The 23,308-nt window shown below is 33.3% G+C and carries 23 protein-coding genes; 9 read left to right on the forward strand and 14 right to left on the reverse strand.

Annotated features, from left to right (window positions below):
* Window positions 1-77 precede the first annotated feature (77 nt).
* Entirely contained in the window at window positions 78-329 is a 252-nt protein-coding gene (locus GQ46_RS04255; RefSeq protein WP_044398660.1) for a type B 50S ribosomal protein L31, read from the reverse strand.
* Between the two features lie 258 nt (window positions 330-587).
* Between GQ46_RS04255 and GQ46_RS04260 the strand changes: the two genes are divergently transcribed.
* From GQ46_RS04260 to GQ46_RS04290, 7 genes are all read left to right on the forward strand, one after another.
* Window positions 588-1,121: a DUF4199 domain-containing protein gene (locus GQ46_RS04260; protein ID WP_044398662.1), complete on the forward strand. Its 534-nt coding sequence runs from the start codon at window positions 588-590 to the stop codon at window positions 1,119-1,121.
* Window positions 1,122-1,154: 33 nt separating this feature from the next.
* Window positions 1,155-2,102 carry a glycosyltransferase family 2 protein gene (locus tag GQ46_RS04265; protein ID WP_044398664.1) on the forward strand — a complete coding sequence of 316 codons (948 nt, stop codon included), beginning with the start codon at window positions 1,155-1,157 and terminating at the stop codon, window positions 2,100-2,102.
* Between the two features lie 67 nt (window positions 2,103-2,169).
* Window positions 2,170-3,900, forward strand: a complete 1,731-nt coding sequence (locus tag GQ46_RS04270; RefSeq protein WP_197077332.1) for a phospho-sugar mutase — start codon at window positions 2,170-2,172, stop codon at window positions 3,898-3,900.
* Complete coding sequence (locus GQ46_RS04275; protein ID WP_044398666.1) at window positions 3,901-5,730, forward strand: ABC transporter ATP-binding protein; 1,830 nt, start codon at window positions 3,901-3,903, stop codon at window positions 5,728-5,730.
* Between the two features lie 288 nt (window positions 5,731-6,018).
* Window positions 6,019-6,561, forward strand: coding sequence for an RNA polymerase sigma factor (locus tag GQ46_RS04280; RefSeq protein ID WP_044398668.1), 543 nt, complete (start codon window positions 6,019-6,021; stop codon window positions 6,559-6,561).
* A gap of 57 nt (window positions 6,562-6,618) precedes the next feature.
* Complete coding sequence (locus GQ46_RS17055) at window positions 6,619-7,107, forward strand: hypothetical protein (RefSeq protein ID WP_052503401.1); 489 nt, start codon at window positions 6,619-6,621, stop codon at window positions 7,105-7,107.
* A gap of 12 nt (window positions 7,108-7,119) precedes the next feature.
* Window positions 7,120-7,569 (forward strand): hypothetical protein, encoded by a 450-nt coding sequence (locus GQ46_RS04290; protein WP_044398670.1) that lies wholly within the window; start codon window positions 7,120-7,122, stop codon window positions 7,567-7,569.
* Window positions 7,570-7,624: 55 nt separating this feature from the next.
* Here GQ46_RS04290 and GQ46_RS04295 read toward each other — a convergent pair whose 3' ends face one another.
* The 8 genes from GQ46_RS04295 to GQ46_RS04330 form a co-directional block, all read right to left on the reverse strand.
* Complete coding sequence (locus tag GQ46_RS04295; RefSeq protein WP_044398672.1) at window positions 7,625-8,452, reverse strand: enoyl-ACP reductase; 828 nt, start codon at window positions 8,450-8,452, stop codon at window positions 7,625-7,627.
* 110 nt (window positions 8,453-8,562) lie between these two features.
* Window positions 8,563-10,215 (reverse strand): DNA repair protein RecN, encoded by a 1,653-nt coding sequence (recN, locus tag GQ46_RS04300; RefSeq protein WP_044398674.1) that lies wholly within the window; start codon window positions 10,213-10,215, stop codon window positions 8,563-8,565.
* A gap of 58 nt (window positions 10,216-10,273) precedes the next feature.
* Window positions 10,274-11,161, reverse strand: coding sequence for a DUF4835 family protein (locus GQ46_RS04305; RefSeq protein ID WP_044398676.1), 888 nt, complete (start codon window positions 11,159-11,161; stop codon window positions 10,274-10,276).
* Window positions 11,154-12,365, reverse strand: a complete 1,212-nt coding sequence (coaBC, locus tag GQ46_RS04310; protein ID WP_044398678.1) for a bifunctional phosphopantothenoylcysteine decarboxylase/phosphopantothenate--cysteine ligase CoaBC — start codon at window positions 12,363-12,365, stop codon at window positions 11,154-11,156. Before coaBC ends, GQ46_RS04305 begins: the two co-directional genes overlap by 8 nt.
* A gap of 4 nt (window positions 12,366-12,369) precedes the next feature.
* The gene (locus tag GQ46_RS04315; RefSeq protein WP_044398680.1) at window positions 12,370-12,699 is read right to left on the reverse strand and encodes a DNA-directed RNA polymerase subunit omega; all 330 of its coding nucleotides are present in this window, start codon (window positions 12,697-12,699) and stop codon (window positions 12,370-12,372) included.
* A gap of 11 nt (window positions 12,700-12,710) precedes the next feature.
* Entirely contained in the window at window positions 12,711-13,511 is an 801-nt protein-coding gene (locus tag GQ46_RS04320) for an outer membrane protein assembly factor BamD (RefSeq protein ID WP_044398682.1), read from the reverse strand.
* A 200-nt stretch (window positions 13,512-13,711) separates the two neighbouring features.
* Window positions 13,712-14,599, reverse strand: a complete 888-nt coding sequence (gene dapA, locus GQ46_RS04325; protein WP_044398684.1) for a 4-hydroxy-tetrahydrodipicolinate synthase — start codon at window positions 14,597-14,599, stop codon at window positions 13,712-13,714.
* An 83-nt stretch (window positions 14,600-14,682) separates the two neighbouring features.
* A complete protein-coding gene (locus GQ46_RS04330; RefSeq protein ID WP_044398686.1) occupies window positions 14,683-15,201 on the reverse strand; it encodes a hypothetical protein in 519 nt (172 codons plus the stop codon).
* A 71-nt stretch (window positions 15,202-15,272) separates the two neighbouring features.
* Here GQ46_RS04330 and GQ46_RS04335 point away from each other — a divergent pair, with 71 nt between their 5' ends.
* A complete protein-coding gene (locus GQ46_RS04335; RefSeq protein WP_044398688.1) occupies window positions 15,273-16,031 on the forward strand; it encodes a 5'-nucleotidase C-terminal domain-containing protein in 759 nt (252 codons plus the stop codon).
* An 8-nt stretch (window positions 16,032-16,039) separates the two neighbouring features.
* Window positions 16,040-16,957, forward strand: a complete 918-nt coding sequence (locus tag GQ46_RS04340; RefSeq protein WP_044398690.1) for a bifunctional UDP-sugar hydrolase/5'-nucleotidase — start codon at window positions 16,040-16,042, stop codon at window positions 16,955-16,957.
* Window positions 16,958-17,037: 80 nt separating this feature from the next.
* Here the strand turns inward: GQ46_RS04340 and GQ46_RS04345 are convergent, their stop codons facing one another.
* The 5 genes from GQ46_RS04345 to prmC form a co-directional block, all read right to left on the reverse strand.
* Entirely contained in the window at window positions 17,038-17,754 is a 717-nt protein-coding gene (locus GQ46_RS04345) for a hypothetical protein (protein ID WP_044398691.1), read from the reverse strand.
* 432 nt (window positions 17,755-18,186) lie between these two features.
* Entirely contained in the window at window positions 18,187-18,906 is a 720-nt protein-coding gene (locus GQ46_RS04350) for a hypothetical protein (RefSeq protein WP_044398693.1), read from the reverse strand.
* A gap of 899 nt (window positions 18,907-19,805) precedes the next feature.
* Window positions 19,806-21,800, reverse strand: a complete 1,995-nt coding sequence (gene ligA, locus GQ46_RS04360; RefSeq protein WP_044398697.1) for an NAD-dependent DNA ligase LigA — start codon at window positions 21,798-21,800, stop codon at window positions 19,806-19,808.
* A gap of 1 nt (window position 21,801) precedes the next feature.
* Entirely contained in the window at window positions 21,802-22,383 is a 582-nt protein-coding gene (locus GQ46_RS04365; protein ID WP_044398699.1) for a TIGR00730 family Rossman fold protein, read from the reverse strand.
* A 70-nt stretch (window positions 22,384-22,453) separates the two neighbouring features.
* The gene (gene prmC / locus GQ46_RS04370) at window positions 22,454-23,308 is read right to left on the reverse strand and encodes a peptide chain release factor N(5)-glutamine methyltransferase (RefSeq protein WP_044398701.1); all 855 of its coding nucleotides are present in this window, start codon (window positions 23,306-23,308) and stop codon (window positions 22,454-22,456) included.

A 23,308-nucleotide genomic window follows, 5' to 3' on the forward strand; every position in this document is an offset into this window, starting at 1 on the left:
CAAAAGTAACTTAATTACTGAAAATAAAAAAGCCTTTCAGAAGAACTGAAAGGCTTAAAATATAATGTAACGCTAAATTATTTTTTGAATTTCGCGTATTTGTTTTTGAATTTATCAATACGTCCAGCAGTATCAATTAATTTAGATTTACCTGTGTAAAACGGGTGAGATGTTCTTGAAATTTCCATTTTTACTAATGGATACTCTACACCTTCAACTTCTAAAGTTTCGTTTGTATTGGCAGTAGATTTTGTTAAAAAAACGTCTTCATTAGACATGTCTTTAAATGCTACTACTCTATAATTTTCTGGATGTATATCTTTTTTCATCGCTAAATGCTTTAATTGTATTCTGTTTTTCGAGGTGCAAATTTAAGTAAATTTTATAAATCAACAATACTTTTTTAATAATTTTTACAGACTCTTTTTAGATTCCTTGTTTTTTGCCTCTCATTTTAGAGGATTCAGGCCCTACTTTTAAGTAAGATTTCTACTTTCGTCGGAATAACATGTAACGTTTTACTATATTTGAATACTAACCTTTTATAATTAACAAATAAACCAAAAAAACAACTAAACAAAAAAAGTATGGAAACTTCAATTAAATCAAATGCTTTAAATTACGGTCTTTATTTAGGTATTTTATTGGCATTAGTCACAATATCTGGCTATGCTTTAAATCTCGAACTGCTAACCAAATGGTGGCTAGGTCTTATTATGTTTGTGGTTATTGTAGTGTTTGGCATTATCTCTACTGTTAAATCTAAAAGGCTTTTAAATGGCATCATTACTTTTAAAGAGGCCTTTAGTTCATATTTTATTACGGTTGCCATTGGAATTATTATTAGCATGATTATTAGTATTATTATTTTTAACTTTATAGATCCTGAGGCTGCAATCGTGTTAAAAGAAAAAACGATTGAGGCATCCATTCAAATGATGCGCAATTTTAATGCTCCTGAAGAAGCCGTTGCAAATGCATTGGAACAAATGGAAGCACAAAAAAATCAGTTTTCTATAGGACCACAACTCCAATCTAATGCCATATTTCTTATTATACAGGCAGTTATTGGACTTATCGTAGCTTTAATTATGAAAAGAAACCCAGAAAACGTAGAATAGTTTTATATTTGAAATCTATTTTCAAACAGATCTATGGACATATCAGTAGTCATACCACTACTTAACGAACAAGAATCACTCACAGAATTACACGATTGGATTGCAAACGTTATGCAATCCAATCGTTTTTCTTATGAAATTATCTTTATTGATGATGGCTCTACCGATGCCTCATGGAAAACTATTGAAACCTTAGCACAAAAAGATATTAATGTAAAAGGCATTCGTTTACTAAAGAATTTTGGAAAATCACAAGCCTTGCACGCCGGTTTTGCTAAAGCTCAAGGTGATGTGGTAATCACCATGGATGGTGATCTACAAGATAATCCTGAGGAAATACCATCGCTTTATAATAAAATCATCACCGAGCACTTCGATTTGGTCTCTGGCTGGAAGAAGAAACGCTACGATAATAAGTTCACGAAAAACCTCCCCTCTAAACTCTTTAATTGGGCGGCTCGTAAAACCTCTGGTGTAAAGCTTAATGATTTTAATTGCGGACTCAAAGCCTACAGAAATAATGTCGTAAAAAACATTGATGTCAATGGTGAAATGCACCGTTATATTCCTGTACTGGCAAAAAATGCTGGTTTTATAAATATTGGCGAACAAGTTGTACAGCATCAGGCCAGAAAATATGGTGAGACTAAATTTGGAATGGAACGTTTTATAAACGGCTTTTTAGATCTTATTACCATTTGGTTTATTTCGCGATTTGGTAAACGGCCCATGCACTTATTTGGTGCCTTAGGAGTAATCATGTTTGCTATCGGTTTTGCGTTTTCTACTTACTTAGGTATAAACAAAGCCTTCTTTCATCAATCGGGACGCTTGATAACCCAAAGACCTCAATTTTATATTGCATTAACGACTATGATTATTGGATCACAGTTTTTTGTCGCTGGTTTTTTAGGTGAAATTATTCTACGCAGCAGACAAGATAAAAAACGGTATTTGGTTAAAGACGAGTTAAACTTTTAATCAAATTAACACAGTCATAATCCTCACTTTTTATTATTACGTAAATTTGCACTTTATAGATTAGCTTATGATACAAATTGAACCAAAACTATTAGAACGCGTAAACTCGTGGTTAACCCCTGGGTTTGATAAAAATACTCAAGATCACATAAAAGCGTTAATAGGCAGCAATCCAGACACCTTAAAGGAAAGTTTCTATAAAGATCTCGAATTTGGGACAGGCGGTATGCGTGGGATTATGGGTATTGGTACCAATAGGATTAATAAATATACCTTAGGAAAAAACACACAAGGTATAAGCAATTACATGCATCAGGTATTTCCCAATCAAACGCTGAAAGTGGCCATAGCTTTCGATTGCAGACATAATAGTAAATCTTTAGCAAAAGTCGTTGCAGATGTATTCTCTGCTAATAATATAGAGGTCTATCTTTTTGTAGACCTACGACCTACTCCAGAATTATCATTTGCTTTAAAATATTTAGATTGTCATTGCGGTATTGTTCTAACAGCTTCTCACAATCCACCAGAATATAATGGGTATAAAGTATATTGGCAAGATGGTGGTCAACTTGTTCCGCCTCAAGACACTGAAATTATTACTCTAATTAATGCTTTAGATTATTCTGAAATTAAATTCAATGCCAATGAAAATCTAATCCACTTAATAGGAAAAGAAATAGATACTGCTTTCATTGAGGCTTCTGTAAAAAATGGAAGTTTTAACACCTCTCCCGAAGCAAGAAAAGATTTAAATGTAGTTTTTACTTCTCTACACGGCACGGCTATCACCACCATCCCTGAAACGCTAAAACGTGCGGGATATAGTAACGTTAATATTGTTGAAGAGCAACGGCTTCCTGATGGCGATTTTCCTACAGTAAAATCACCTAACCCTGAAGAACCTGAAGCACTTAAAATGGCTATCGCTTTAGCCAATAAAGTAGATGGGGATATTGTTATAGGCACAGATCCTGACAGTGATCGTTTAGGAGTAGCCGTAAGAAATCTGGACAATGAACTGATTATTTTAAACGGAAATCAAACCATGTTATTAATGACTGATTTTCTTTTAAAACAATGGAAAGACAAAGGAAAAATTAAAGACAACGAATTTATAGCTTCTACAATAGTTTCTACCCCTATGATGAGCGTTTTAGCTAAAGCCTATAACGTAGAATGTAAAATAGGACTCACTGGTTTTAAGTGGATTGCTAAAATGATAAAAGATTTTCCAAACCAAAATTTCATTGGTGGTGGTGAAGAAAGTTTTGGCTATATGGTTGGTGATTTTGTACGTGATAAAGATGCGAATACCGCCACATTATTAGCATGCGAAATCGCAGCACAAGCAAAAGCAAAGGGCAGCTCGATGTATAAAGAACTTATAGCTCTATATGTAAAACATGGTCTCTATAAAGAACGCTTGGTTTCTATAACTAAAAAAGGGATTGAAGGCGCTCAGGAAATTAAACAAATGATGGTAGACGCCCGTGAAAACCCTTTAAAAACTGTTAATGGCTCTAAAGTAATTAGCATTGAGGACTACCAATTATCCACGGCTCAAAATCAAATGACCGGAGCAACTAAAACCATAACTATTCCAAGATCTAACGTATTAATTTACGAAACCGAAGATGGTTCTCGTATCGCTTTAAGACCTAGTGGTACAGAACCTAAAATAAAATTCTATATTAGTGTTAATACAGCCTTAAATGCTGCAGAAGATTTCGAGAAAACGGAACAACAATTAGAAACTAAAATTGATGCTATATTAAAAGATATGCAACTCAACTAAATGAAAAAAATATTAATTCAGTTACTACCTTTTATTAAAAAATATAAAAAACACGTTGTTCTAAATGTGATTTTCAATATCCTAAATGCTTTATTTGGAACCCTTTCCTTGGTTTCACTAATCCCCATGCTTGATGTTTTGTTTGACAAAACAAACAGAGTTAAAAAAGAGCCCGTTTGGAATGGTATTGGAGATTTCCTGAAATATGGTAACGACCTTCTAAACTATAAAGTAAGTGGCTATTTAGAAAATGGTGATGAGCAAATTGCTTTACTTATAGTAATCGCTTTGGTAATTATCACATTTGCATTAAAAAACCTGTTTGGGTATTTCGCAAGTCAACATGTTATGTATTTAAAAAATGGCGTATTAACAGACTTAAGAAATGACATGTACGATAACATTATTAATCTACCCTTACGCTTCTATTCTAAAAGACAAAAAGGAGATATAATGGCAAGAATATTAGGAGATATTGGCGAAATGCAAAACTCTTTATTTATTATTTTAGAATTGATAGTGAGGGAGCCTTTAAATGTAATTTTTGCTATTGGTATGATGTTTTACATAAATTGGCGATTATCTCTTTTTGTTTTAGTTTTCATTCCTACCGCTGGATTCGTTATTTCTAGGATTGGCAAAAGGCTTAAAAGTCAATCCTTAACAGCCCAACAAGAATCAGGAAGACTAATTTCTATAGTGGAAGAAACCTTAACAGGATTGAAAATAGTAAAAAGCTATACAGCAGAGTCTGTTTTTAAGTATAATTTTAAAAACTCAGCGGATAGATTATTGAAGTTATCTAATAGCATAGGACTAAGAAATAATCTTGCTGGTCCTGTTAGTGAATTTTTAGGCATTACAACGATAGCGATATTATTATGGTATGGTGGTACTTTAGTATTGGTAGATAAAACCATTGAAGGCACAACATTTATAGGTTTTATGCTACTTGCCTATGGTATATTAACTCCTGCTAAAGCAATAAGCAAAGCCTCATATAAAGTAAAAAATGGTATGGCCGCTGCAGATCGCGTATTCGAAATTTTACATGAAGCAGATACAATGCCAGACATACCAAATGCCCTTGAACTCAATGAATTTAAAAGCGAGATTACTATCAATACTATTTCATTTAAGTATGACGATGATTTAGTACTAAAAAACTTTTCAATAAAAGTACCCAAAGGAAAAACGGTTGCGCTAGTAGGGCAATCTGGTAGTGGAAAAAGCACCATTGCCAATTTACTTACGCGCTTTTATGATGTGAATGAAGGCAGTATTGCTATTGATGGGAACGACATTAGAAATATTACAAAAAAATCACTCCGTGACCTTATGGGGTTAGTTACCCAAGACTCTATTCTATTTAATGACACAATAAAAAACAATTTACTCATTGGGAAGCAAGAGGCCAGTGAAGAAGAGGTCGTCGAGGCACTTAAAATTGCTAATGCCTGGGAATTTGTAAAAGATTTACCCAAAGGAATAGAAACAAATGTGGGTGATGCTGGAAATAATTTTTCTGGAGGACAAAAACAACGTTTAAGCATCGCACGAGCTGTTCTTAAAAACCCGCCAATCATGGTGCTCGATGAAGCCACCTCTGCATTGGATACAGAAAGCGAACGCTTAGTTCAAATCGCACTAGAGAACATGATGAAAAACCGTACCTCTATTGTTATTGCGCACAGATTATCTACTATTCAAAACGCAGATGAAATCATTGTCATGCATAAAGGTGAGATTGCCGAACAAGGCAAACATAATGAGCTTATGGCAAAAAATGGAACATATAAAAAGCTAGTCGAAATGCAAAGCTTTGATTAAACTCCAAAATAAAAAAGAATAAACAATTATGTTTATCCTTTTTTGTTCATTGCTAGACTTGGGGCGACTAACAACATAAGTAATGTACGTTGGTGTAAACTTAAGCTAAAAAAGACTATAAAACAATTATTTATTGTTTTTAAACGGTAGTTATTAACACTTAATCGATTATTTATAAGATAAAGACTTGATAATCAATAAAATATGCTGTTAATAAAAAAAACACTAAAAACAACTTTCTTTGTTAAACTTTTTGCGATTTAAAGAGTCTTATATGAAATTAATTTTGTGACTACAGAAACCAAACTTTTAAAAGAATTACAATCCAAAGGAACAAAAGATAGTGCCTTTAGCCAACTTGTGTCTATTTACAAAGAACGTTTATACTGGCACATAAGACATATCGTTAAATCACATGATGATGCCGATGATGCATTACAAAACACATTTATAAAAGCTTACAGAAGTATCAATAAGTTTAAAGGGGATAGTAAAATATATTCCTGGCTCTATCGCATTGCTACAAATGAAGCGATTACTTTAATAAATAAGAATGCAAAACGTCAACAAATTTCAAATGAAGAAGCACAGCAACTAGCCATTAACAATATGCAGGCCGATGTGTACTTTGAAGGAGACGCGATTCAATTAAAATTACAGCTGGCTATAGCTACACTGCCTAAAAAGCAACAACTGGTTTTTAACATGAAATACTTTCAAGACTTAAAATACCGTGAGATGTCTGAGATTTTAGAGACCAGTGAAGGCGCATTAAAAGCATCCTATAATATTGCGACTAAAAAAATCCAAGCTTATTTAACAAATAATTAAACTATTTAAGATAATTTTAGTCTTAATAATAGTATCCCTCTTTATTGAGAAATAAATATGAAGAACAAAATATTACATAACAATAAAAATTCAGGATTCAAAGTACCTAAAAACTACTTTAAAGATTTTGATGCCGTTAGTTTAGCCGAAGCAAAGCTAAAGGACATAGCTCCAAATTCTGGCTTTAAAACTCCAGATGATTACTTCAAATCCTTTGAAAGCGTGGCATTTGGATTAAACAAGAAAGACACTAAAGTGATTCCCCTTTTTAACAAAAAAAACCTTTTGCTTTTTTCTGGTGTAGCTGCAGCCCTTATCCTTTTCTTTAATCTTAACCTTTTTAATAATGCGTCACTTTCTATTAGCGATTTAGATACCGAAACGGTTGATAATTATATTTTAGATGAAATTGAAGTCAGTGAATTAGCCGCTTTATTTTCAGAAAGCGAATTAAACGAAACCCAATTCATACAGTATAGTATTAGTGATGAAACTTTAGATTCTTATTTAGAATCTGTAGAAGCAAATGAACTATTTTCAGAATAAAAAATTAGACCAATGAAACAGTTACTTATCCCTATTATAACTTTATTAATATCGGTAAACGCCTATTCGCAAAGACCTGATAAAGAAAAAGTAAAAGCGCTGAAAATCGCACATATTACAGAACAGTTAGATTTAACGGCGAAAGAAGCACAAGCATTTTGGCCCGTTTACAATGCTAATGAAGACGCTCGTGAAAAACTAAGAGCGACTTCAAAATTTAAAAGACCTGAAAGTATTGATGCCTTAACGGAGGCTGAAGCCAAAACGCATCTGGAGGGTATAGTTAGTTTAGAGCTTGCTAAACAGCAACTTGAAAAAAAGTACTATACAGAACTAAAAGAAATTTTATCGGCAAAAAAAATATTGAAACTCATGGATGCTGATCGTTCTTTTAGAAGAAAATTAATAGAAGAATTTAAGGAGCGACACCGTGGTGAAAGATCACATCGAAAAAAACAATAAAACAAAAAGCCTCATTAATAACTTAATGAGGCTTTAAAATTTAATGTTCTAAGTTTTACTTCCCTTCTTGTGACTCCACAAAAGCATCCATTACAGCATCGCTGACTCCCATATTACTAAAACCACCATCGTTATATAAGTTTTGTAAAGTAACACGCTTCGTTAAATCACTAAATAGCGTCACAGTGTAATTAGCACAATCTAATGCGGTAGCGTTACCTAAAGGTGACATTTGTTCTGCATACGCTAAAAAGCCATCAAATCCCTTAACACCACTTCCTGCCGTTGTAGGTGTTGGCGATTGGGAAATAGTATTCACTCTTACTTTTTTATCTCTTCCAAAGAAATAGCCAAAACTACGTGCAATACTTTCTAAATAGGCTTTGTTATCTGCCATATCATTATAATCAGGAAATACGCGCTGTGCCGCCATATAAGTCAGCGCCACTATACTTCCCCATTCATTCATAGCATCTTGCTTATATAAGGTCTGCATCACTTTGTGGAAAGACATTGCAGAAACGTCTGTTCCTTTCTGAGTCCAAGCATAATTTTGATCGGTATAAGCCTTTCCTTTTCTAACATTAATAGACATCCCTATAGAGTGTAAAACGAAATCTATTTTACCACCTAAAATTTCCATGGATTGCTCAATAAGGTTTTGAATATCTTCTTCACTCGTTGCATCGGCAGGAATAATTTGTGACCCTGTTTTTTCTGCTAAGGCATTAATTTGTCCCATTCTCATGGCAACTGGTGCATTGGTTAGAACAAAAGTTCCTCCCTCTTCGTGAACACGTTCTGCCGTTTTCCAGGCAATTGAATTTTCATCTAAGGCTCCAAATATGATTCCTTTTTTTCCTTTTAGTAAATTGTATGACATAGTTTTTGGTTGATTCGTTGATTTATTTTATTTACATTTTAAGATAGCAAACAGAGACTATTTTATAAAGTCAAAGTTATAAAACTTAAAACTTTTAAGCTTTATTTTTTTTAGTTTAATAATTCCTTGGCATGTGCTAAAGCAGAATTGCTAAGGTCAATACCTCCTAACATTTGAGCAATTTCGACAATACGCTCATCATGGTTTAATTGTATTAGATTGGTTGTGGTTATATTATTAACATCTTCTTTGTAGACTTTATAATGAGTATGTCCTTTGGCAGCAATTTGTGGTAAGTGTGTGATACTAAACACCTGCATTGTTGTACTCATTTGCGACATGATTTCAGCCATTTTATTTGAAATCTCCCCTGAAACACCGGTATCTATCTCATCGAACATGATTGTTGGTAGATTGATGTATCTCGTGAGTATCGATTTTATAGCTAACATAATACGAGACAACTCACCTCCCGAGGCTGCTTTTTTTAATGTTTTGAAGTCACCGCCTTTATTTGCTGAAAATAAAAAGGACAACGCTTCTTTTCCGTTTTTATAATAGGTTTCATCGAGAGATAATTTAATATCAAACTGTGCATTTGGCATTCCCAAACTTGATAAAATATGTTCTAATTGTTGCTTTAAATCTGGAACTGCTTTTGTTCTTTTGGTATGAATAGCTCCTGCGACAGCATCAAGCTTGGCTTTAACACCCTTGATCTCTGCTTCTTTCTTAGCGATATCTGAATCCACATTTTCGGTTGCTGAAACTTTTTCTTCCAATTGCGCTCTTATTTCTATAAGACTTGAAATATCTGTAACGGCATGCTTTTGAAAAAGGTTGTTTAATGTTGCTAATTTAGCATTTACTTCTTCTAATCGATTGGGGTTTACCTCAAGATCTTCCTGAAAACGCTCCACCTCTGAAAACACATCGTCTAATTCTATAAGACTGCTATTGACACGATTGTAAAGCTCTTCATACTTATTTGAAACGTTAGCAAGCTGCTTTAAAACGGTTTTTAATTCAGTTAATGCATTAATAACGCCTATTTGTTCGTCGCTTAATAATTGGTTTGAAGCTGTTAATTTCTCTTGAATGGTTTCAATATTACTAAGCATCTCATATTCTTCTTCTAACACTTCGAGCTCCCCTTCTTTTAACTTCGCTTGGGTTAATTCATTTAGTAAAAAAGAGTGATACTCGTGTTCTTTTATCGCATCTTTTCGGAAATCTAATAGATGCTTTAATTCACCCTTTAATTTCTTATAAACTGAAAGCTGAATGGCATAGTCTTGTAATTCGTTGTTATTTTCAGCTAAGGCATCAATAACTTCAAACTGAAAATCATCATCTACCAGTTGAAGCGTTTCATGCTGCGAGTGAATATCAATTAATCGTTCACCTAGTGCCTGTAAACTTGATAAATTTGCTGGCGAATCATTTACAAAAGCACGTGATTTTCCAGAAGGTAAAATTTCTCGCCGAATAATCGTTTGCGTCTCAAAGTCTATGTCGTTAGCTTCAAAAAGTGCTTTTAAATTATAATTGGTAACGTCAAAATGCGCTTCAATAACACATTTAGCCTCTTTGTCACGCAGACTGCTTAAGTCGGCACGTTTTCCTAAGATTAATGATAAACCGCCAAGTAAAATAGACTTTCCCGCGCCAGTTTCTCCTGTAATTATGGTAAAACCATTATTAAAATCAACATGTAAGTGGTCGATTAAAGCGTAGTTTTTAATAGATAATGATGTTAGCATAAAATAATCCTTGAATTAGCCGTCTTTAGTATGCAGCGGAATAAAAGCTTAATTATCCCTAAAATTTAATATTTCGCCATTTGCTAGCGTATGTTGGCGCCACTCTATTTAATAACTCAATTAAATTTGAAACATCAACATTAGGTCCCGATGAAAAAATTTGTTCGATCTCTTCTGCTTTAGCATCAAAAAAAACTCTGGTTAAATAAGAATTAGGTCTATTGGCATTCATTTTTTTAAAGAAATCTAACGCTAAAGCAATTTCGTTTTTCCCGTCTTTTGTATTTTCACTCATAATGTCTAAACCGCGTCTGTGGTAATTGTACATTACTTTTCTAAAGTCTCCAAATGTTGGTGATAAAATATTGTCGATTAACGCAAAACGACTTTGTAAGCCGTCTTCTAATTTCCAGCCTTTAAAACCTTCTTGTTGTGAGTAATTTGTAATACGCTGTGCCTGCTTGAAATAATCATCTCCACCTTCTAGGGCAAAAGATTCAGCATCCATACCTAATATCATATTAATATGATAAGCTAGTACTGAAATTAAGTTAGATTCAAACTGATTTTCATTGTAAACCAGTGTTTGAAACTCTAAGTAACTAAAATTAAAGTCTTTGTCGTTTATATTATAAATAGGAGTATTATAAGTTGAACCATAGACTGGTCTTGAAGATTGCACTTGTATTCCCGCTTCAAAATTCTCACCATTTTGATTAGTAACATTAATTACAATATTACAATCAATACGTTCTTGCTGCTTAAACTTTCTTTTAGTCCATTGGGTAGTATTAACAAACTCTGTTAATTGGTTTTCCAATGTTTTAAAAATTTGCAGGTTTTCATTACCTGTAAGTTGTGCGTTTACGACTACATTACAGTTTAGCTCCTGAGAGAAACCAATAACACTAAAAAATAAAAGAAAAAGTACAAGTGTATTACGCATTTAATTTCTGAATTATAACGCCTACCAGATCTTTAGCCACTTCGGTTTTAGATTTTAATTCGTAAGCAGTCATGTTACCTTTGTTATCTATAATAGTCACTTTGTTAGTATCGGTTTTAAAACCGGCACCTTTATCATTTAACGAATTTAATACAATTAAATCTAAATTCTTCTTTTTAAGTTTTCCTTTTGCATATTCCAATTCATTATTGGTTTCTAATGCAAAACCGACTAACAGCTGCTGTTTTTTTATTGCGCCCAGTGAGGCCAGAATATCCTTTGTTTTTTCTAGCTCTAAAGTTAACGTCGTGTCCTCCTTTTTTATTTTACTGCTTGCAACTTCTTTTGGTTTATAGTCTGCTACAGCTGCTGATAAAATAGCGACATCTACATTTTCAAAAAACCGATGCGCTGCCTCATACATGTCTTGCGCACTTATTACTGCTATCGTTTCAATCAAGCTGTGACTGACTTTTTGATGTGTTGGCCCTGTAATTAAAATAACCTTAGCACCTAAATTCGCGGCAGCTTTTGCAATCTCAAAGCCCATTTTCCCACTAGAATGATTACCAATAAAGCGTACTGGATCTATAGCTTCGTAAGTGGGTCCAGCCGTTAAAAGTATTGTTTTTCCTTGAAGTGGTAATTTACCTAAAATATCGGCCTCCATGAAAGCCAAAATATCTTCAGGCTCAGCTAAACGACCTTCACCAACTAAACCACTTGCTAATTCACCAGAGGTTGCTGGAATCATGATATTGCCGTAGCTTTTAAGCTTTTCAAAAGTGTGTAATGTTGAAGGATGTTTATACATGTCTAAATCCATCGCTGGTGCAAAATACACTGGGCATTTTGCTGAGAGATACGTTGCTAACAACAAATTATCACAAGTACCATGTGCCATTTTAGACAAGGTATTTGCTGTAGCTGGAGCGACTATTAAATAGTCTGCCCATAAACCTAATTCAACATGATTGTTCCATTCTGCATTTTCATCGTCTTCATTATAAAATGAAGAATGCACAGGATTTTTAGAAAGTGTAGATAAGGTAAGCGGTGTAACGAAGTCTTTAGAAGCAGGTGTCATAACCACTTTTACGTGTGCACCTGCTTTTATAAAGGCTCTTACTAATGAGGCTGTTTTATAAGCAGCTATACCAGCACTAATGCCCAAAAGTATATTTTTGCCGCTTACTATAGACATAGACTTATTTTTGGTTGTCTTCCTCTGTATTTCTGTAATATACTTTAGAATCTAACCATTCTTTAACTGCTAGAGCATGTGGCTTAGGCAATTTTTCATAGAATTTAGAAACTTCAATTTGCTCTTTGTTCTCAAAAACTTCTTCTAAAGAATCATTGTAAGTAGCAAACTCCTCTAACTTTTCAATTAATTCCTTTTTAATTTCTGAATTAATTTGCTCTGCTCTTCTCGATATAATTGAAATCGCTTCGTAGATGTTTCCAGTTGGTTCATCTATTGCATTTCTATTATACGTTGTTGTTGTTAACGGCGCATCAATCTTTTTTAAATCCATAATTTATACTATTAACTTTGTGTACTGTATTGTTCTAATTGCTTTAAAAGGTCTTCGTAATTATTTGTTGCTTCTTCTAAAAATTCAGAATTAGGGTAAGACGTTTTAAACTTTTTATAGTAAGCTATTGCTGCTTCTATACGCGCTTTCTGTTTATACGCTATACTTTTAGAAGCTAATTGATAAGCAGAATCAAACTTAATGTACATGGCTTCCTCACGAAGCGATGTTCCTGGAAAATCAATTATAAAATTATCGATTGAGGCCATTGCCGCTTGATAATCTGAAATTCTATTATACTGTTTTGCTATTTCAAAAGCTTTCTTTTCTAATTTAAAATCTAATTCTTTTACCAACGCATTAGCCTCCGTAACATTAGTAGATTCAGAATATAAATTAATATACTCCTGAAGCTTTTCTATAGCTACTACTGTATCTGCCTGATCTTTTGAATACACGGGTGATAATTGATAATAGCTTTTCGCACTTTTAAATCGTGCTTCTTCTTGCTTTTCACTTTCTGGATAAGCAGATACGAAACGTTCAAAATGATACCCTGAGATATAATACTGCTCCATCTTGTAAGTAGCATCAGCATTTAGGTACATTAACTTTTCTGCCTGAGGCTTCCCTCTATACTGTGGTATAATTTGCTCAAACAAACGGTTTGCTTTCGAATATTTACCAGCATTATACAATTCTTCTCCTTTTTTAAACTTGAGACCAACATCTTCAGACTTCAATGCCTTCTGGTATTCGTTACAAGAACTAAAACTTAAAGCTATAATAAGGATGATAAGTAATTTCTTCATAAATTTTTTAACAAGATGCAAAAATACGCTATTAATATGGATATTAAAAATATAATTTCAGGCTAAAATAAAGCTTACACTGAAGTTACAGCCTGCTTTAAGTAATATTTAACGTCGCACATAATTTGAAAGACAAACAGACATTACTTTTTAATAAAAACTTAAACGGCACATTGCTTTTTGCCTGAGAAGCGTTTCGCCTACTTGTTTTTAAACGCCGTTAAAAAACTTCTGATTTTTTCCTTTAGAGAATCAGTCGCTGGAACTAAAGGTAAACGCACAGTATCACCACACAAATTTAAGCCTTGCAAGACGGCTTTAACACCTGACGGATTATTTTCAGAAAAAATTAAACTGGTAATTTCCATTAAACTAAAATGAATGGCATAGGCCTCTTTTGCTTTTCCTGCTCTTCCTAAATCAATCATTTTAGAAAAAGCTTTTGGTAATGCCTGACCAATAACTGAAATTACACCATCGCCCCCTGCTAAAAGAACGCCTAAAACTAAATCGTCATCCCCAGAAATAATCCCAAAACCTTCTGGTTTATCTCTTAATAAATGTAAATATTGTGACATGCTATTCCCTGCCTCTTTAACAGCAACTATATTTTCAAAATCCTTAGCTAAACGCAAAGTCGTTTCTGGCGACATGTTTGAAGCTGTTCTGCCTGGAACATTATAGAGTATAATAGAAATTGGGCACGCCTCTGCTATAGCTTTAAAGTGCTGATACACTCCCTCTTGTGTTGGCTTACTATAGTAAGGTGAAACAGATAATATGCCAGTAAACGCAGACAAATCTGTGTTTTGTATTTCTTGTATGACTTTAGCTGTATCGTTTCCTCCAATGCCTAACACTAATGGCAAACGCCCCTTATTGGTCTCTGAAATCGTTTTAATAATCTCCTCTTTCTCTTTTGCTGTTATCGTTGCACTTTCTCCAGTTGTACCTGAAATAACAATGTAATTGGTGCCATTTTCAATATTGTATTCAACAATATTTGCTAATGAATGGTGATCAACACTTCCATCATTTTTAAAGGGTGTGACGATAGCTATTCCTGTTCCTAAAAAGGGGTTATTCATTTTTTTGTTTTTATTTTATTTTCAAATTGAGGTGTTATTCAGGCAAATTTATAATAAACAAATTTAAATAGACCACCGTTATTTTACAATTTATTTAGAATCTTTAAATATTTTAAAAGTTCTGTTTCAAACGTGCTATAATCCTTCAAGTCTGTTTTTATAATCAAATCATTTAATCGCTCATCTTCCTGCAAAACACCAACCTTAAATTTTGCATTTGATGCTGTGGTGATTAATTTTAAATGAATGGATTCTTCTGTGTAATAACTAATGAGAAGATCAAAAGCAGTATTAATAAAACGTTCTAAATCGGGGTGTTTTATTGTGCCTCCCCAGCCGATATTTTTTTCATTGTATGTGTTATTAAAAGAGACATTTTCTGATCTCTTTTCTTTTGTAAATACAATCAATTGAAAATTATTTGGAGTTACTTTTAAAGCGCCCGCTAAAGTGTCAAACCACTTAACATCTATTGCTTCATCTTTATTAATTAATACACCTACTTTTTTAATCCTCGCGTTATCTTGAGATATGACACGGTTTTTTAATTTTTTATCGATGTACTTTTTATTAGATTTTTCTTTAAATCCTTTGAAAATCATTTATATTTATGCTTTCTACAAAAGTAGCAAAACATAATAAATACAACGCGTTAAAACAATAAGTTTAATTAATGAAATTCAATCATATTATTACCTGCCTAATAGCATTGAGCTTTTACGCTTGTAAACAGCAGCCGTTAACACTAACCGCTATTGAAGGCAAACAAATCACTATTAGTGACTCCATTGCAATTGATCAAGACTATGATTCTATAATTGCGCCATACAGAGCACGTTTGAACGAAGATATGAATGCCATACTTTCTTATGCGCCTAAAACTTACAGCAAAAGTGATGGTGACTTAAATACGGCGATAGGCAATTTAATGGCAGATATTGTATATACCGAAGGCAACCCTATTTTTAACATAAGAACGAACAAAAACATTGATGCCGTTATATTGAATCATGGGGGTATTCGGGCTATCATTTCAAAAGGCAATATTACGACAAAGACTGCTTTTGAAGTTATGCCCTTTGAAAACAGCATCGTTGTTGTTGCTATAAAAGGACAGCAAATAGATAGTATGATGCAGTATTTAAGTGAAGCCAAACGCCCACATCCTGTTCAAGGCATTACCTTAACATTAGATAAGGACTATAAAATAAAAGAAGCTTTGGTCAACAATAAGCCTATTGATCAAAATAAGACCTATTATGTGGCAACAAACGATTACCTCTACAATGGCGGCGACGGAATGCGTTTTTTTAATCCAAACGACAGTGTTTACTACTTAGATTATAAGATAAGGAATGCCATGTTAGATTACTTTAAAAAAGTAGACACTATTAGACCAAAAATTGACGACAGATTCACAAAAGCCAAATAACTCTTAAGATGAAACGCAGAATATTTATACAACAGTCCACAGCTGCCACAGCCTTAGTTACCCTTGGCGGATTTGGCTTTCAGTCGTGTGAAATGAATCCTAAAACACGTAAAATAACTATTTTACATACCAACGATGTGCATAGCCATATCGATCCTTTTGGTCCCGATGATGCACGAAATGCGAATCAAGGAGGTGTAGCCCGACGGGCTTCGTTGGTTGAATCTATTCGCCACGAAAGCCCTAATACTTTATTATTAGATGCTGGTGATATTTTTCAAGGCACACCTTACTTTAATTATTATGGTGGTGAACTGGAATTTAAGTTAATGTCTAAAATGAAATATGATGCAGCCACGATTGGTAATCATGATTTTGATAATGGTATTAATGGCTTATATGCACAGTTTCCTCATAAAACATTTGATTTTATATCAGCAAATTACGAGTTCAAAAACACCGTTTTAGACTCCCATGTAAAACCCTATAAAGTATTTATAAAAGAAGGCATTCGTATTGGTGTTTTCGGTCTTGGTATAAAATTAGATGGTTTGGTAGATAAGAACATGTACAAAGAAACTGAGTATTTAGACCCCATTGAAATAGCTCAAGACATGACGCGTATCTTAAAAGAAGAAGAGCATTGTGACCTTATCATCTGTCTCTCTCATCTCGGCTATAACTATGAGAAGGCACCTCACAAGGTCTCTGATTTATCTCTAGCTAAAGCCACAAAAAACATCGATTTAATTATTGGAGGACACACGCATACGTTTTTACCAAAACCAACCGTTGCACAAAATAGTGAAGGTGGCAATGTGTTAGTAAACCAAGTAGGCTGTTATGGTATTAATTTAGGTCGTATTGACTTTTATTTTGATGCTGAAAAAAACAAAACCGCAAATGGAACGTCTATAATCGTATAACATCTTTGGTAAACACACAATAAAGTACAAGTACGTTTTTATTGGAACTTGATATAGACCGTTAAAAGTTGAATAGTATTTTAGGAGAGTATTTTATAATACGCATTGATTTTAGAAACTATGTATACGTACACCACGTAAAACCCAGTAACCAGCAATAGCGCATAAACAACATTAAGTAAATAATCTGCCGCTACAAAAATATAAGCCACTTGCACCATTTCTGAAAAAACAATACAAACACTGGCTAAAAAGAGTAGTAAGCCTCTTTTAGAATCATGATATAAATAATTAAGCAGTGAAATGGATAATATTAATAAGATGCAGACATTATAGGTACATTCAAGTAAAAAATTGAACGTATAAACTTCTATCGCCGAATCGGCTAGAATCATTTGATTTAGAAAGAAAATAGTATATAAAACAAAGCCAACTAAAACCACCATTGGCGTCTTGAATTTTTCTAAAAGCACAGTTATTTTCATGCTCCTCAACATATATATTATCAAATTTATATAGCCAAAAATATAAGCCATATTACTTACTTTTGAAAATAAAGCGTAATCAAAACTTCCGAAAATTTTTGCTAACTCCCCAATAGACCAAGCTATTAGAAACCCTGCAAAGTATCGACTCTTAGTTTCAGACTCCAAAAAATAGAGGTATACAAAAAAAGGTAATATAAAAGCTCTTGAATAGTTTGACAAAGTGTCTTTACCAAAGAGCACACCATATAAGAATATACAGCATAATACCGCTATAATAGCAGATACTATTTTTAATTTATTCGTTTTCATTTGGCACATTTGGGATAACAAATATACTAAAATTATGTTATTTAACGATAAAAATCGTATTTAATCGTCAAAAAACGGCTTTCATCCTCTTTTTAATCGTTTATTAACAAGAAAAAGCAAGCTTTATCCTCTCATTTCTTTTAATAACTTACTTGGTAAGAAAAAGTGTTGTAGTATTCTTCATTTGAGATTGATCAAATAAAAAAAAACGATAACATACAACACCGCTGGAAGATAGCTCAGTTTTAATATAATAGTAGCCAATAAGGGGTAACTCTAACAAGTTTATTATGGCACAAGCAATAAATAAAAGTAACTATATCTCACGCTTATTTTGAATATAGTTTTAAAGAAAAGACCATAAAGCGTATCATAAAACAAGCATCATTCCTATTTATAATTGCAGTTTTCACTCTTTTAATACCTATACATTCAACTAGAGACAAAAGGTACTGTTTCTTTTTTCATTAGTGTTTGATAATAGAGTAACAAAAAACCGAAGATATAGAGTGAAGTCGATACATAACTCAACCGGATATCATCTACCATATAGTAATAGCCTATAAGCACCAATTCTGAAAACACCAATAGGGTACAACCAAGAAAAAACACTAAATTCTTTTTAGTAGTATCTTGTATGTAATACAAAACAGAACTGGTAAGAAGAAGTAATAATATTGAATTGTAAATCAATTCTAAAATTTGAACAGCAAGTTTATAATCTGTTACGAAAGTTGCAGGTTTAACGATTTTAATCAACACATACATCATGTATATCAAAAGAACTATAAGAACAAAAAACTCAAGTCCATGAGCTATTAACACCCTTTTAAAATTGATATTTTTAAAGATTTCTACAAGTAAAAAAACATAACCTAGAATAAACAAACCGTTAGTTACATAGTAAAAAAAGTCGTATTTCGCTTCAATCCCTGATATCCAAACCAAATCACCTAGAGTATAAAACACCATAAAAAAAGTAAAATTAATCGCCTTCGGCCTTACTTTCCACAGATAAATTATTGTAATTATTGGTACAACTAAAAGCTCAAATGAATTTGAGAATTTTTCAAAACCAAAAACACTGCTTAGCACAATCATCAAGCTGACTACCGTACTAATGAGTATACATTTTAATTCTTTTTTCATCATTCTAATAACTTTTAGAATATACTTGGTATTCTATAGCAGTTTTATTCATAAACCACACCAGGGCGCTAATTTATTCTAAGATATACTTATCGTCCTTGATATTAATAAATAAGTAACTTAAACAGCATCCAGAAATCAACAAAAAGGAATATACGATATGTAATATTTTTTTCTGATCAGCAAAAAAGTAGATCACCTGTACCAATTCTGAAAAAACGAGACAACCACAGGACAGAAATAAAATCAAATTCTTTTTTGAGTCTGTTTGCAAATAGTTTAATAAGGAAAAGATAAGGACTAAAATAAAAGACAAATTATACATTGAATCAATAACAAAGTCTATCATACTAAGACCATAAGCAAAGTGTGATACCATTATACGCTCTAAAGTATAAAAGACATAAACACCCAATAGTATGAGAATAATTATTTGAACGTAAAATTTTTTAAATAACGCCTTAAAATTTATTTGCAAAAACACAAATACAAGCAAAGCTAAAAAAGCTAAAATACCATAGAAGATCTCCGAGTAATAAGAAAAACTCACGTAGTTCTTATAGAAGAAAGTTGTTTCTGCCAATGTATAAAACAATAAGAATATTGTAAAAAAAGAAAATTTTAATTGCTTTCTAATAAAATAGTACAGCAGTAAAAATGGAAATACTAAAGCAAAGCTTAATTCTGAAATATCATATAGAGATAAAACACCAGTAATTAAATAGCTAAGACTTAGTAATATAATAACAAACGTGACTAACCGTAAACTTGTTAATCTCATAGACACTAGATTTGGATTACGTAAAAATAATCAAAAAAATTACGTTTTATCGCAAATAAAAGTATTTAATCGACACAATACATAATTTTTAGGGTCTAATTATCGTATTATGTTAAAAAAATCAGGTAATAATTTTCAAAAAATCAGTTTCTGAAATTAATGGTATCTTTAATTTTTCTGCTTTTTCCTTTTTACTAGGTCCTATTTTATCTCCAGCAACTACAAAATCAGTTTTTGAAGAGATCGACGCCACGTTTTTACCGCCGTTGTTTTCAATTAGCTTTTTCAATTCATCACGCGAAATTGTTTCAAAAACACCAGAAACCACAAACGATTTACCTTCTAATTTATTGGTTTGATTCGCTAAAACTTCATCTGAAACAGCTAACTGCAAGCCATAGTCTTTTAAACGTTGGATTGCTAATTGATGGGCTTCTAAGGAAAAGAAAGCCACCACACTTTCTGCTATTTTAACACCAATCTCATCTACTTTCTCTAAATTTTCAACGGATGCATTGGCTAAAGCATCAATACTTTTATAATGCTTAGCTAGTTTCTTTGCAACCGTTTCACCTACAAAACGAATACCTATAGCAAACAAAACACGTTCAAAAGGAATCTGTTTTGATGCTTCAATGCCTTGAATTAAATTATCGGCACTCTTTTCTGCCATACGTTCAAGTGGCATAACCTGTTCTTTGGTAAGGCTATATAAATCGGCATAATTAGTAATCAATCCTTCATTAACTAAAAGCGCAACGGTTTCTCCTCCTAAACCTTCAATATCCATAGCTTTACGTGAAATAAAATGTTGAATTCTTCCAATAACTTGCGGGTTACAGCCATTAACATTCGGGCAAAAATGTTTCGCTTCACCCTCTAAACGTTCTAGTGGCGTATGGCATTCTGGACATGCTGTAATATATTGCGTTGGTTTAGAATCCCTTGGTCTTTTGGATAAATCTACCGCAATGACTTTTGGGATAATCTCACCTCCTTTTTCAACAAACACTTCGTCATTCACTCTAATATCCAGCTTTTCAATTTGATCTGCATTGTGTAAAGACGCCCGTTTTACAATCGTTCCTGCCAATTCTACAGGTTCCAAATTGGCAACAGGAGTTATTGCTCCTGTTCGCCCCACCTGATACGTGATTTCTTTTAATTTGGTAGAAACCTGCTCTGCTTTAAATTTATAAGCCATTGCCCAACGTGGGGATTTTGCTGTATATCCTAACTCTTCCTGTTGAAATAAACTATTCACTTTAACAACAACCCCATCGGTTTCATAAGGCAAGTGGTGCCGTGCTTTATCCCAATGGTTTATAAACTGAAAAACAACATCAATAGAACCACATAATTGCGCTTCTCTTGGAGCTTTAAAACCCATTTCTCGCGCTTTTTCAAGACTTTCAAATTGTGTAGAAAACTTAAAATCGCCGCCTACCAATCCATATAACAAACAGTCTAATGGGCGCTTAGCAACCTCTGCACTATCTTGTAATTTTAAGCTTCCAGACGCTGTGTTTCTTGGGTTCTTATAAGGTTCCTCTCCATTAGCAAGTCGGGTTTGGTTCATTTTATTAAACCCCTCAAAAGGCAAAACAATTTCACCTCTAATTTCAAACTTTGGTGGGTAATCGCCTTTTAATTGCAAAGGAATAGATTTTATCGTTTTTATATTTGCAGTTACCTCGTCGCCTTGAAAACCATCACCACGGGTTACTGCCCTAACTAAGCGTCCGTTTTCATAAGTTAAACTTATGGAAGCCCCATCATATTTTAACTCACAAGTATAGTTAACTTCGCCGTCAACTAGTTTTTTAATTCTAATTTCCCAATCTTTTAAGTCTTCCAGAGAATATGAATTATCTAAGGAGTACATGCGATGCTCATGCACTACTGTTTTAAAGTTTTTAGTAACCTCACCTCCTACTCTTAAGGTTGGTGAATTAGCATCGTAAAATTCTGGGTGTGCTTCTTCTAAAGCCTGAAGCTCTTTTAGTTTAATATCAAAGTCATAATCACTAATCGTAGGATTATCACGCACGTAATAGTTGTGGTTGTGTTCACGAAGTTCTTGGCGAAGTTTATTTATAGTTTCTTTTACACTCATCTTATATTCTTTCTGTATTCAACCACTTAGGTTTTGGTAGTGGTTCAAAGTTTTTCATTTTCTCTAACACGCCTTCAATCGTAGTATCTACAACAACAGCTTCTAAATTTTCTTGTTTTAGAAAACCACGTTCAACCATAACTTTACTCTGCCCAATTAAAGCATCATAATACCCATTTGTATTTAAAATGCCTATAGGTTTACTATGCAAACCTAATTGTCCCCAAGTCGTGATTTCAAAAAATTCATCTAGGGTTCCAAACCCTCCGGGCATGATAATAAACCCGTCGCTTTTTTCATACATAATGACTTTACGATCGTGCATGTTTTTGGTCACTATCAATTCTGTAAGTAGGTTACTGGCTATCTCTTTAGTCTTCAAAAAATCTGGGATTACACCTATCACTTTTCCATTATGATCTAAAGTGCCCTCTGCAACTCGTCCCATAACACCAATTTTAGCTGCGCCATAAACGAGCGTTATATTTTCTTTGGCTAAAGTTTTCCCTAATTGGTAGGCTTCAGAAATAATTAAAGCATCATTTCCTAAACTTGCTCCACAAAAGACTGCTATACTTTTCATACTGGTTCCGCGATATCGTTACTCTTTTAATTAAAACTGCTTTTTTCACTTAGATGAAGACAGCACTCTTTTATCTCTCTGCTTTTAACATTCTATCCTTTCCAAACATATCTCTTACCACTTCAACATTTTTAAAACCATAGCTTTCTACTAGTCCCTTTGTTTCTTTCCCAAGGTATTCATTAATTTCAAAAAACAGTATGCCTTCCCGTTTTAGATTGTGTTTTGCAAATTCGGTTATTGCTTTGTAAAACATTAACGGATTACTATCTTCAACAAATAAGGCCAAATGTGGTTCATTATCTAAAACATTAGTATTCATTTCTGCTTTTTCTAAGTTTCGAACGTATGGTGGATTGGATACAATGACATCGAAAGGAGCCTCCTTATCAAATGCAGAATGACAAATTTTTAAAATATCTGCTTCGATAAAATTAATATCAACAGTGTTAATTTCGGCATTTTGCTTTGCTACTTTTAATGCTTCTGCAGAAACATCAATAGCAGCAACCTTAGTTTTAGGCAAATGTTTTGCTAATGCAATAGCAATGCAACCTGTTCCTGTACCAATGTCTAAAATAGAGGACACGCCAAAATCTATCGTTTCTAAAATGAGCTCTACTAATTCCTCAGTTTCTGGCCTTGGTATTAGGGTGTTTTCATTCACTTTAAAAGGCAGGCCATAAAATTCGGTTTCCCCTAAAATATACTGAATAGGCTTTTCTTTTTTTAAAGCATCCAATGTTTCAAAAATGGGCTGTTGCGCTTCTTTTGGAATTAATAAATCGATATCCAGAGCGAGCTGTAAACGCGTAATATTATAGTAATGCTCGGTACACAAAAAGAAAAAACTAGACACTTCTTCTTTACTGTAAATAGCATCCAGTTCTTTGTGAAATAGTTGTTCTAACGCTTTTAGTAACAC

The sequence above is a fragment of the Lacinutrix sp. Hel_I_90 genome, assembly GCF_000934685.1.
Taxonomy (GTDB): Bacteria; Bacteroidota; Bacteroidia; order Flavobacteriales; family Flavobacteriaceae; genus Lacinutrix.